Here is a 12,917-nt window from a genome sequence, read left to right as displayed (position 1 = left end):
TGAAATTTTCAATATTGAAATTAATAGTGATTAGTCTTCTGTCTATCTTTTTATTGGTTTCTAAGAATTTAATAAGTGAGTCAAGTTTTTTTAAGAGATTTTCAGCAAATATTGCCACTAAGTCAGTTACCGAGAATTTTATCTATCTTCTTTTTGAACAGTTGTCTGAAAATGATAAATATATTCGAAATTTAGATAGTGATTATAGAATATTATATAGATGGCGGTATAAAAAAGATTCTACACAAGTTCAAATATCTGATGATGATATTTATAATATTATCCAAGATGAACCTATCTTAACACACAATAAAATTGGTGCTGAATTAAAAAATCAAGTTCAGAATAGTTTAAGCGGTAAAGAGCCTCTTTACATTTGGGTTATTCTTCTAGAGAGTTTTAAACCTCAAAATGGGCAATGGCTGTATCCAAAGCATGAGTATTCTTTTACACCATATTATGATAAACTAGCGCTTTCTGGTTTATCTTTTTCAAATGCATGGACCGTGGGTGGCGTGACTCGTGCTGGACAACAAGGCTCACTTTGTGGATCTTGGACAGGTGAAACATCTGATGCTTTCAGAGGGACATTTAAGTATTATCCTGTTTGCATTCCTGAATTATTGAACGAAAAATTCACTAACAGCCAGAGTTATTATTGGTATGCTGGGGATTTGCGTTTTGATGATACTCAAAAATTTTGGACGACTCATGGGATTAAATTCATGACCGGTTTGGGTGATTTTGCGAAAGATTCTGAGTCGACTTGGTGGGGAGCATCTGATAAAAGTTTGTTTGACAAAGTCAATGCATTAGTTACTATTGAACCCAAAGTTCAGTTGCATATTGTTATGACTTTGACAAATCACCCTGAATTTACTTTGTTGCATGATCTTACTTACCCGGATCAATCTCTTTTGAGTAAGGCTGAAGTTAATATGCAAAAAACTACATATTATACAGATTTGAGCTTGGAAATATTTATCAATAATTTAAAAAATAGAAAATTGAATAAAAAATCTAATACAACAATTTGGGATCAATCTTTATTAATCATGGTTAATGATCATGGGAATTTTATACCTGATTTAGAATATCCTCTTTCGGATAAGAGCAAAAATCCTGATAAATTGGCGAATATGTTAACAAGGGCAAACCTCGTTATGCATGGTGGATTAGTTGAAAATGTATTAAAAAAATTAAATTTGCATACATTCAATACAGATATAAGCAAAAGCCAGGCGGATATTTATCCAACACTTCTTGATTTTTTAAATATCAATCAGATTGAAACTATCTCAGATTCTTTATTTTCTGAACAGAGACGATGGCCTGTTTATACGGAAGGTTTTGGTAAAGTATTTGTTCCACCATTGCATTTGAATAAATATAAAGTGGTGCAATGGAAACGAGAGGATCTTCTAGAAAATAAAAATGTATTTATTCCAAAAGAAGATGCAGAATATTATTTGACAGCAAAAGCTTTATTTCGCTTAAATGAATATTTAAAAATAAAAGGAATTTGCTGTAAAAAAAGATAGTTTTGTAAAATTCTGTAGATGCTTAAATCTCTATTTACTAATTTAATATTAATGGAGGATTTTGTAATATTACGCATGGCGGATTTTGTGCTTGAGATAAACAAATATGTAATGCTGCAAATATATTTCCACAAAAGAATATAATTGAATTAATTTGACTAATGAACATATTATATTCTTGCTGATAACGTATTCTATTGGCTCCATTTGCAAAACACATAGTAGCCGCCATAGCTAAAACAAGTCGAGATTGATATTCCGTCAATACATTATTATTATTATAAATAAAATTATTTACCCAACTGCTATTATGTATAGGACTAATTTTTTCTCTTATCGCTTCTGCTGAAGGAATAGTAAGATCATCATCTGTCATATTTTGATGAATTACCTTTGGATATCTCGCCAACGCTCTAGGATCTGGAATATATCCGTTACAAGCATCAGTAAATCCATATTTAGGAGCGAACCAACCTCCTGGTGTCCTTAATCCAGCGCCCAATCCAGGGGCATTTAGAGAAGTTAGGTGCCTCCAATGGTCTATAATAGTTATAATTTGCGGTTTAAATATTTCATCTATTCTTAAACTAAAAGGATCGTTTAATGATTTAATAGAATCTGCAAAATCATTAAGACATGCATCTCCTAAATTATGTTGATATTGATAATTATTTAATTGATTGTTTGCATTAAAAGCGACATTTCTTGCATTATTAGCGATTTCCTCTATTCGCCTTACATTAGATCTTAAAATAGCTTTAATTAATTTAGGATCTAATGATTGAAGATTAAGCTTATCAAGATACCTAGTATTTAAATTCTTTTGGAAATAACTTGGATGAAAATAATCCCGAAAATTTACTTCAAAATTTAACGCTTGTCTTATAAGTTTTATATAATTACCTTGTATTGATAATGAATCAATAATTTCATGAAAATTCATCAGTCTTTGGTTTGTATAATAAAATTCATGGTTATCAATTAGAGTATCTGCTTTACTTATCTTAACAGAATTTATTTTAGCTTCTAATGTATAAAGTTTACAAGTTCTATTAGCTTCCACGCCTTCGTCTACAAGATAAGGACGACCAACTCCAGCGCAAAGCAAATTAGTTACTATAAAATTATGTATATTAGGAATCGTCATGATTTGATCCTAAAAAATATAAAAATTTAGTTATTATGTAACTCAGTATTTAATTCTACTGAGTTAGCTTTAGAAATAGCTTCTATACAACCTGATTGAGAATTTCTTCTGAAAAGAATATCATTTTTTCCAGCAAAATCTTTTGCCTTTAATATTGTATTATTAAATAAAACTTTTGTACCTGCAGTAATATAAAGTCCAGCTTCTATTGTGCAGCGATCTCCAAGCGGAATACCTAAACCAGAGTTAGCTCCAAGCAAACAGTTTTCACCGATAGATATGATTATATTGCCACCACCTGATAATGTGCCCATTGTGGAGCATCCTCCACCTAGATCACTGCCTTTTTTAACAAAGACACCTGCCGAGATGCGCCCCTCTATCATGTTTGGACCTTCGCAGCCGGCATTGAAATTGACAAAACCTTCATGCATAACTGTTGTCCCATCTCCTAAATAAGCTCCTAGACGAACTCGAGAGGCATCTGCAATGCGTACTCCGGTGGGGGTAACATAATCGGTCATTCGAGGGAATTTATCTATGGAGTGAACGACTAAATTGCGGCCCTCGCATATTGCTTCCATTTTTCTGAGATTTAAATCTTGTGCAGCAATAGCGCCTTCTGATGTCCAAACAACGTTAGGCAAAATATTAAAGATTCCTGTTAAATTTATACAATGGGGTTTTACAAATCTGTGGCTAAGTAAGTGCAAACGCAGATAAGCGTCTGGGACACTTTTTGGGCCGGTATCATTTTCTGAAGACGTAATAAATGAAACAACAATAGCTTTCCGATTTTTAATTGGATTTTGCATGATTTTCTGCAAGTTTTTTAAAAGTTCGATGTTGGCATGTTCTTTGCCATCATTGGCAAATGGTGTGAAATAACTTAATATTTCAGTAATTTGTTCATTTGTCAGTTGATAAGAATGCGTGCCATTTTTATAACCGAGTACATTTGCAAGGATCGCAGCAGTTGCAAAGTTTGTTTGAAAATTTGGTGAAGGAAAGTAACAATCAAGCAAAGTGCCATTTTGAGCAAGTGTTGCGATGCCTATAGCAAATGCTTGGGGGCGTATGTAATCCTTATTTTTTTCTATATTCTCAATGATTTTCTTAAATTCTGTCATATCTTTTACAAGCATGTAATTATCTTTCCTACATAAGCTTAAGACAAAGCTCGTTATGAATAAATTTTCATTTGTATAAAAACATAATTGGCTGTGGCAATCAAGATTTTTTCTTATTGATGTTCATCTATGTGCTTTTTTAGATTTGTATTCAAGAAGCTTTGTCTACCAAACAGAAAATATTGTGTTCCTTACTTAATTGAGAGTATTTATTTGAGATAAAGCTCTGAATCTATTTTCAATGAAGCGAATATTCATCTCGATTTAAGAAAAAGTTATAATGTCACTTGAGTATATTAAATATTTAATATTATTAATATTTTATTAGCATAATTTAAGTTAACACATTGGAGTTGAGTTATTAAAGAGTATAGTTTTGATGAGATTTATTTTATAAATGTCTAATATCAAATGATTAAGTTTTTAGTAATAATATATCTTGACTTTTTATGTTGATTATGAAATTTTCTGCCTCTTGTTATTATTAATAATGCGGTATTTAGAGGATTTTTATGTTATTAAATAAATTAAAAAAATATATACTTAAGTCTATTATTTTAGCGCTTCCAATGTCCTGTTATGCTAAATCAATTGAATCATCCATTGAAAAAAATAATGTTATTTCTATTGAATCATCTCCTAAAACAAAGAAGAATAAATCAATTGAATCATCTCCAGCTAATTATGAATACGAGATAAATCCTCTTTACTCCAAAATCTATTTTGAAGTTGATCATCTTGTTGTGAGTTCAGTTATTGGTGAATTTAAATATTTTGAAGGGAAATTTAAATTTAATCCAAAAGATTTTTCTAAAACTGAATTAATTGCAAATGCAAAAGCATCTTCTATTGACACAGGTTTTAATCCAAGGAACGAGCATTTAAAAAGTGCAGATTTTTTTGATGTCAATAAGTTTCCATTATTAACGTTTAAGTCAACGTCAGCAAAAAAGACGGGTAAAAATACTTTAGACTTAATAGGCAATATGACCATTAAGGGCGTAACAAAGCCAGTAATATTTAAAATTATTTATAAAGGTGAGTTCAATACAAAGGATGATATTAAACAGTCTTTTAAAGCTACTGCAAAAATTAATAGAAAAGATTTTGGAATGAATTTTCAGATGATTTTCGAAGCGACTCCAGCTATCGGTGATATTATTACGATTAGTATAACTTCAGAAGGTATTCATAAATTAAGTGAATCTACATAAATATAATTTTTATTGCCTTATTATAATTTAAAAATAAGGCAATATATAAGATTTTTTTGGGGGAGATTATTTATGAGAAATTTTATTTTTTACTGTATTATTTTTCTTATTTCTTGGGTATATAAATCAGAAATATTTGCGATTAATAATAAAGAAAAAGATTTGAGAATATGTCTTTCTGGTGGTTACGTCCCTTATAAAATAAAAAAAATCAATGGGACGTGGGAGGGATTTGATGTAGATATTGTAAAAGACTTTGCAAAATATTTAAATGCGAATCCTAAATTTATAGATGTGGAATGGGCGAGTATCCTGCCTTCATTATTAGCATTTAAATGCGATATGATTGCAGTGGGTCTAGTGATTACACCTGAACGAGAAAAAATTGTTAGTTTTGCTGATGTAGTCTATAAAAACGATTTGGCACTAGCTATATTGAATAGTGAAGAAAATATAAAAAAATATAAATGCTTAGATGATTTAGTAAAAGAAAAAAAGGTTATTTCTGTTGCTATAGGTACGAGTTCATCATTATATGCATCAAAAAATAATTTAAATGTTAAAACTTATAAAAGTTTCGATGCCCCTATTGATTCATTATTAACAAAAAAGAGTGATGCCGTTTTATTTGAAAAGCATTATTTGAATGCATTACCAAAACATGTTGCAGAAAAAATATATATAATACCAACATTAGTACATCAAGAATCTGTGTCAGCTGCATTTAGACCTGAAGATGTTGCCCTAAAGAATCAGTTTAATAAATTTTTAAAGTCTTGGTTAAGAACAGATAAACTAAGTATTTATGAAAAAAAATACTTTTCCAATTAAAATATATATTTTTAAGTGAATGCTTTACTCCCCAATTAAAATGGAATGTCGTCATCAATTGGGCGAGAGTTTTTACTGAAAGGTTGGCTGTTATTACCAGAAGAAGCATAAGGGCTTTCATTTGAATAATAAGAGTCATTCCCTTGATCATTTGGTGGTGGTATGTCGTTGTTTTGGTCACGATTTGCATTTGTGCCAGCACTTTCTAAGAATTGCATATTATTTGCAACGATTTCAGTTGTATAGCGCTTTTGCCCCTGTTGATCTTGCCAAGAACGTGTTTGTAACTTGCCTTCAATATAAACCATGCGCCCTTTTCTTAAATATTTATGTGCAAGCTCTGCTTGTCTTCCCCAAAGAACGACACGGTGCCATTCTGTTCTTTCTTCTTTATTGCCATCTTTTGTCCAGGATTCGCTTGTGGCTATATTTAAAGTGCAGACTTGCTGGCCGCCTGCAGTACTTCTAATTTCAGGCTCTTGCCCAAGTCTACCAATAAGAATGACTTTATTTACACCAGACATAAAAAACTCCTCACAGTGTCCAAAGAAAATGAATGGGAAACAATTTTGCCCACCCAATAGGCTTATATTGAGTGCATTCGAGCGTCAATTGCTGAAAGCAGCTATGAAATATTTCGTATATATTGACCAGTTAGTGACCGATTGATTTTGCTTAATAAAATGTCAAAAAAGTAACTACGAAATAATACTATATTATTTTAAAAAAGACTGGATGATAAGATAAAATATCCGATACACTTTGCCAATGGATCTTTTATACTTTTCCATTGAGCCTCCCTTGCTGTCATTTCATAAAAGTGCTAGCGAATGAAGCTACATAGTGATTTGCTCTTTTGTTTTTTTGAATAAATCATGTGGCATAGGCTTATTAATGTTTTTATGTTTGGGATCTTAACGGAGAAAGCATGAGTAACTTTCAAAGAACTTTAAAACGTTCTGTCTCTTTTTCTGGTGTCGGAGTTCATTCTGGAAGTGTTATTTCTGTTGAAATTCGACCAGCTTCTGCAAACACAGGTTTTATTTTTCAACGCACAGATTTGCCCAATAAACCTTATATCAAGGCGGATATAGACTCTGTTTTCGATACAACATTAGCAACTCGCATCGGCTCGCCTGCGGTAAGTGTTTCTACTATTGAGCATTTGATGGCAGCTTTCTTTGGATTTGGTATAGACAATGCTATTGTCGCTATAAATAATAGCGAAATGCCTATATTGGATGGATCTTCAGCACCCTTTTTAACACTTTTCGATGAAGTGGGTGTTGAAGTACTAAAGGAACCAAGAAAGGTTGTTGTGATTGATAAAGTCATTGAAGTCGTAGATGAAAAAAATCCAACTCGTTTTATGCGAATAGAGCCGTCTAAAAAACCTCTTATTACATATGTGATTGATTTTGAAAGAGCTGCTGCAATTGGTCGTCAAAATATTTCTATGCATTACACTGCGAAATCATTTTGTGAAGAATTTTCGTTTGCAAGAACCTTCTGTTTAAAAGAAGATATTGAACTCATGTATTCCAAAGGTCTCGCTAAAGGTGGATCGATGGAAAACGCTATTCTTGTTTCAAAGACAGAAGGCGTTATGAATCGGCAAGGTTTAAGACATGAACAAGAATTTGTGAAGCACAAGACTTTAGACTGTATAGGTGACCTCCACATGCTTGGAATGCCAATTTTAGGGCATATTATAGCGCACAAAGCGGGTCATGATCTTCATAACAAACTTGCGCGTGCAATCTTGGCAGAAGTGTCTTGTCGAAGCATTATAGTTCCTTCTGCAAAGGAAGAAGCTCGTTTCAAAGCTATTCTTTCTTTCCCCAAATCTCTCTCAGAGATTGATAGAAATCTTATTGGTCTTGCAGTTGGCTAAAATACAGCTAAACCTTTGACGGAGAAACACCATGAGACTCTTTTTGTGGTGTCGTCTGTTTTTCTACGGTTTGTCTTTTTAAATTATAATAAATATAGCTTTTTGCTTATTGACTCTCTTACGTTCAAGGTTAAGTTTCCAAGCGCAACCTTGTCACCCCTGTCGTTACTGATCTCGGCAGAGCTCTGGAGTAATTTTAAGATGGCTACAAAACGCGATTATTATGAAATTTTACAAGTCTCGAAGTCTGCATCGGCAGATGAAATAAAAAAATCTTATCGAAAGCTTGCTGTCCAATATCACCCAGATCGAAACCCTGGGGATAAAGCAGCAGAGGAAAAATTCAAAGAAGCTGCGGAAGCTTATGAAGTTTTGAGTGATTCCGCTAAGCGTCAACGCTACGATCAATTTGGTCATGCCGGCCTCAATGCAGGTGGTTTTGGCGGTGGAGCTGGCTTTGGCAACGTGGATGATGTTTTCGAGCACTTTGGCTCTATCTTCGAAGATCTCTTTGGCATGGGAGGCTCAAGTAGACGTAGCGGTGGTGGAAACAGGGCGCGTAAAGGAGGAGATCTCCGTTACGATCTTCGCATTTCATTTAAAGAATCTGTACTCGGCACAGAGAAAAAAATTCAAATACCCCGTAAATCAGCTTGTGGCACTTGTGAAGGATCGGGTGCTGCAAAAGGGACAAAGCCGGTCACGTGTTCAACTTGCCGTGGACAAGGACAAGTTGCTGTTCAACAGGGCTTTTTCACTTATGCTTCAACTTGTCCGGACTGTAATGGCAGCGGAAAGCGCATTTCAACTCCTTGCGGTGATTGCAAGGGATCAGGTTTTCAAACAAAATCAAGTAATATCAATGTTAAAATTCCTGCCGGAATCGATACGGGTATGCGCTTGCGCGTAGGTGGTGAAGGTGAAGGCGGTGTAAATGGTGGACCTGCGGGCGACCTTTATGTCTTCATTGAAGTTGAGCCAAACCATCTTTTCAAACGGGAAGAATTTGATCTTATTTATTCATTAAAAGTTGGTGTTGCCCAAGCAATTCTTGGAACAGAAGTTATGATTGATTGCTTCGAAGAAGAGCCGCGCAAAATTGAAATACCAGCTGGCATTCAACCTGGACAAAGATTGGTCGTGCACGGCGCAGGAATACCGAAACTTGAAAAATATGGTAGAGGTAAAGGCGATCTTATTATTGAGGTTAATGTAGAAATTCCAACAAAAATAAATAAGGAAGCAGAAGAACATCTCAGAGCATTTGCCTTGAAAATGGGTCAAAATGTAAAGAATAGCAATGGCTTTTTTGACAAAATATTTGGATAAAAATAACTCATGGCAATACAATTTTTTAATACGCTTTCTGGAAAAAAAGAACCATTTAAATCTCTGCAAAATGGAAAAGTAACAATGTATTGCTGTGGTGTAACCCCATATGGGAATACCCATATTGGTCACAGCCGCACATTTTTTTCGTATGATTTACTTTATCGTACTTTAAAAGATCATGGTAATGAAGTTCATTGGGCGCGTAATATAACTGACGTAGATGATAAAATTATTAATAAAGCAAATAGCGAAAATATTTCCTGCTCACAGCTTGTTTCAAGATATGTTTCAGAACAAAACGAAATGCTAGAGCTATTTAATTTACTCCGACCACAACATGAACCCAAGGTAACAGAAACAATTCCGCAAATAATCACTCTCATTGAAAAACTCATTGAAAAACAGTTTGCCTATGTGAGTCAGTCTGGTGTGTATTATCGTGTACGTAAATTTGAAGAATACGGTAAATTAAGTAAAAATAAAATAAATGATTTAAAAGCCGGTGCGCGGATTGAAGTAGACGAAGCAAAGGAAGATGCTCTCGATTTTGCCCTTTGGAAGTTTGCAAAAGCAGGTGAAATTTATTGGCCCTCACCTTGGGGAGATGGGCGTCCTGGTTGGCATGTAGAATGTTCAGCTATGATTCACTCGTTATTTGGCGATTCCATAGATATCCATATGGGTGGTAGAGATCTTATCTTTCCGCATCATGAAGCGGAAATTGCTCAGTCAGAGGCTGCATTTGGCAAACCTTTAGCAAGCACTTGGTTGCATGCGGGTATGGTAACTTTATATGGCGAAAAAATGAGTAAAAGCACCAATCATTTGGTTGCAATAAAAGATTTCTTAGCCAAATATCCATCTGAGGTTTTGCGCTTAATATTTTTATCTATTTCTTATTCTCAAACTCTTGACTTTACGTTCGAGTTAGCAACTGAAAACTTGAAGAAATTAGCTAAGATTTATCGTTTTGTTTCCTTAGTTAATAGCTATGCAGTGCAAGCGAATTTAAGTACAATTCATAAAGAATTTGATGGACTTATTTTCGCTGATTTAAGTAATCTCGTGACTAAGATGAAAGAATTTTTATCTGATGATTTGAATAGTAACGGAGCAATGGCGACATTTTTTGATTTCATTAAAAATGTCAATATCCAACTAGGTAAACTTGAAAAATCTGGGCAGAAATTAAGAGAAGAAGATATTCTTTTATTGAAAACAAAATGGCCTGAATTTAAAAATTGGTTGAAGATTACATTAGGAATTTTAATAGATGAGCCTAAAGTATTTTTTGAAAACTTAAGAAATTATAATTTAGGGACAGAGATTTCAGTCGAAGATATTGAGCTAAAAATTCAAGAAAGAACGAAAGCGAGAGCTGATAAAGACTGGGCAAAGTCCGATGCGATCCGCGAAGAGTTGCTTGCACAAGGGGTGCAGATTCAAGATGCGCCCGCTGGAACGAAATGGACAGTTGTTATTTAAAGTACTTTTACGAGGAAAAGCGCTTTCTTAAGAAAGCGCTTTTTTTTTCTGCGTGAAAAAGGATTAAATTAAAAAGTGATTACTCATTATAAAATTCAGCTAGGTCATAAAAATATTGCCTCATATTTAAAAATAATGTTACATAACAAATTGATGTTAAAATTGTGGAAAGTTCGGAGGATTGATGAAATTTAATCTAAAAAAAGTTTCTATAGTAATATTATTTTTAGTTATTATTATTATATTTCAATATTTAAATTTGAAAAGTTATTTTAATATTGACTATATTCGAGAAAATCAAGAATACTTTTATCAAATTTTTGCAGATAAAAGAGTTGAATTTTTAATTGGATTTTTTTTACTTTATATAGTACTAACAACGGTATCTTTCCCTGGAGCCGCTGTTTTGACCCTTTTAGGGGGGGCATTATTTGGAGTTTTATGGGGAACAGCAATCGTTTCATTGGCGAGTACTATTGGTGCTACCCTCGCCTTTCTTTCTTCCAGGTATATTTTAAGAGATTCTGTAAAGAATAAATTTTCAAATCAAATCAAACAATTCCAAGATAACTTTGAAAAAAATGGAAAAGCGTATTTATTTACATTACGAGCAATACCTATTTTTCCATTTTTCATGGTCAATCTTGTTATGGGTTTTACTGCTATTCGTGTTCGTGATTATTTTTGGGTGAGTATGCTCGGCATGTTGCCTGGGACTCTTGTATATGTCAATGCCGGTAAACAACTGGGTACAATTAAGAGTGTAAAAGACATCTTTTCCATTGAACTGTTTATTTCATTCGCTCTTCTGGGCTTATTCCCGTATCTTATTAAAACAACTATATCCTATATAAGCATGAAAATAAAATTGGCTAAGTTTAAAAAGCCAAAAAAGTTTGACTATAATTTAGTTGTCATTGGTGGTGGCGCGGCTGGATTAGTGACTTCCTACATAGCCGCTACAGTGAAAGCAAAAGTTGCTTTAATAGAAAAAGGCAAAATGGGTGGAGATTGTTTATACACAGGATGTGTGCCGAGTAAAACAATAATTAAATCTGCAAAAATTATTTCTTATTTAAAAAATGCTCATGAATACGGAATTGACAATTGCAAGTATAACATAAATTTTACAGAAATAATGCAGAGAGTTAAAAATGTTATTCGTAAAATTGAGCCGCATGATTCACGAGAACGATTTACGCAGCTTGGAGTCGATTGTATTACAGGTAAGGCAGAAATTATTTCACCTTACGAAGTACAAGTAGATAATAAAATAATAACAACAAAAAATATTGTTATATCTTCAGGAGCATCACCCAATTTATTTCCTTTTGAAGGGTTAGAGAAAGTTGAATATAGGACATCAGAAAATATTTGGGAACTCAAGTCATTGCCGAAGAATATGCTCATATTGGGAGGAGGTGCAATAGGTTGTGAGATGGCACAAGCCTTTGCACGTATGGGGTCAAACGTTTCGATTTTAGAAAAACAAGATAGATTATTTTCAAAAGAAGATATCGACATTTCTATATTTATTGAAAACAAATTTCGGCATGAAAATATATCAATCCTAACAAATAAAAAAGTGTCATTGTTTGAAAGAAAAAATGGAATAAATATCGTTCAGTATGAAGATACGCGTACTGGGACTTCTTATTCGCTCGAATTTGATATTGTTTTTATTGCTTTAGGAAGAAAAGCAAATGTAACAGGCTTTGGTCTGGAAAAACTTGGTATTAAACTTAGGAATGATGGAACAATTGAATGCGATGAGTTCCTACGAACAAATTATCATAATATTTTTGTCTGCGGAGATGTGACTGGACCATTTCAATTTACTCATATGGCATCTCATCAAGCCTGGTTTGCTGCAGTCAATTCTCTATTTGGAGATTTTAAACGCTTTAAAATTAATTATAACAACATTCCTTGGACAACTTTTACAGACCCTGAAATTTCGCGCATTGGACTCAATGAGCAAATTGCAGGCCAAGCAAAAATACCCTTTGAAATTGTAAAATATGATTTGGCTAAACTGGATCGTGCTGTGACAGAAGGTGAAGCGGCAGGATTTATAAAAGTGTTGGTTAGGCCAAATACAGATAAAATCATAGGCGTAACCATTGTCGGCGCTATTGCTGGAGAGCTCATGGCAGAATTTGCTTTAGCGATGAAATACAATATTGGTCTAAATAAAATATTATCGACAACACATGCATATCCTACATTTTCTGAAGCTAATAAGTTTGTTGCAGGGGAATGGAAAAAAGCACATGTACCAACGAAATTACTTTCTTATGTACAAAAGTTTCATGCATGGAAAAGAAGTTAAGATTGTCAAAT

Annotated in this window: 10 protein-coding genes; 7 read left to right on the top strand and 3 right to left on the bottom strand. The window is 33.5% G+C overall.

The features are described 5' to 3' along the window. The first annotated feature begins 26 nt into the window (after nt 1-26). Nucleotides 27-1,541, top strand: coding sequence for a sulfatase-like hydrolase/transferase (locus tag EZS29_RS14835; RefSeq protein WP_130612561.1), 1,515 nt, complete (start codon nt 27-29; stop codon nt 1,539-1,541). A 37-nt stretch (nt 1,542-1,578) separates the two neighbouring features. On the opposite strand, the gene EZS29_RS14830 is transcribed toward EZS29_RS14835, so the two are convergent. After that, a complete protein-coding gene (locus EZS29_RS14830) occupies nt 1,579-2,688 on the bottom strand; it encodes a hypothetical protein (RefSeq protein ID WP_130612559.1) in 1,110 nt (369 codons plus the stop codon). Nucleotides 2,689-2,714: 26 nt separating this feature from the next. Further along, entirely contained in the window at nt 2,715-3,833 is a 1,119-nt protein-coding gene (locus EZS29_RS14825; protein ID WP_216678693.1) for a tetrahydrodipicolinate N-succinyltransferase N-terminal domain-containing protein, read from the bottom strand. A gap of 497 nt (nt 3,834-4,330) precedes the next feature. Between EZS29_RS14825 and EZS29_RS14820 the strand changes: the two genes are divergently transcribed. Together EZS29_RS14820 and EZS29_RS14815 are read left to right on the top strand one after the other, a co-directional pair. Next, nucleotides 4,331-5,032 (top strand): YceI family protein, encoded by a 702-nt coding sequence (locus EZS29_RS14820; RefSeq protein ID WP_130612557.1) that lies wholly within the window; start codon nt 4,331-4,333, stop codon nt 5,030-5,032. 72 nt (nt 5,033-5,104) lie between these two features. After that, nucleotides 5,105-5,863: a substrate-binding periplasmic protein gene (locus EZS29_RS14815; RefSeq protein ID WP_130612554.1), complete on the top strand. Its 759-nt coding sequence runs from the start codon at nt 5,105-5,107 to the stop codon at nt 5,861-5,863. A 35-nt stretch (nt 5,864-5,898) separates the two neighbouring features. On the opposite strand, the gene EZS29_RS14810 is transcribed toward EZS29_RS14815, so the two are convergent. Next, a complete protein-coding gene (locus tag EZS29_RS14810; protein WP_130612551.1) occupies nt 5,899-6,387 on the bottom strand; it encodes a single-stranded DNA-binding protein in 489 nt (162 codons plus the stop codon). A gap of 404 nt (nt 6,388-6,791) precedes the next feature. Here EZS29_RS14810 and lpxC point away from each other — a divergent pair, with 404 nt between their 5' ends. The 4 genes from lpxC (at nt 6,792) to EZS29_RS14790 (ending at nt 12,906) form a co-directional block, all read left to right on the top strand. Further along, nucleotides 6,792-7,757, top strand: a complete 966-nt coding sequence (gene lpxC, locus EZS29_RS14805) for a UDP-3-O-acyl-N-acetylglucosamine deacetylase (protein ID WP_130612548.1) — start codon at nt 6,792-6,794, stop codon at nt 7,755-7,757. A gap of 201 nt (nt 7,758-7,958) precedes the next feature. After that, nucleotides 7,959-9,086 (top strand): molecular chaperone DnaJ, encoded by a 1,128-nt coding sequence (dnaJ, locus tag EZS29_RS14800; RefSeq protein ID WP_130612545.1) that lies wholly within the window; start codon nt 7,959-7,961, stop codon nt 9,084-9,086. A gap of 9 nt (nt 9,087-9,095) precedes the next feature. Beyond that, complete coding sequence (cysS, locus tag EZS29_RS14795; RefSeq protein ID WP_130612542.1) at nt 9,096-10,574, top strand: cysteine--tRNA ligase; 1,479 nt, start codon at nt 9,096-9,098, stop codon at nt 10,572-10,574. A gap of 184 nt (nt 10,575-10,758) precedes the next feature. Further along, nucleotides 10,759-12,906, top strand: coding sequence for an FAD-dependent oxidoreductase (locus EZS29_RS14790; RefSeq protein WP_130612539.1), 2,148 nt, complete (start codon nt 10,759-10,761; stop codon nt 12,904-12,906). Nucleotides 12,907-12,917: the final 11 nt, after the last annotated feature.

This window comes from Fluviispira sanaruensis, assembly GCF_004295685.1.
GTDB lineage: Bacteria > Bdellovibrionota_B > Oligoflexia > Silvanigrellales > Silvanigrellaceae > Silvanigrella > Silvanigrella sanaruensis.
Note: the sequence above shows the minus strand (reverse complement) of the source record. Positions and strands in the feature narration are given on the sequence as shown.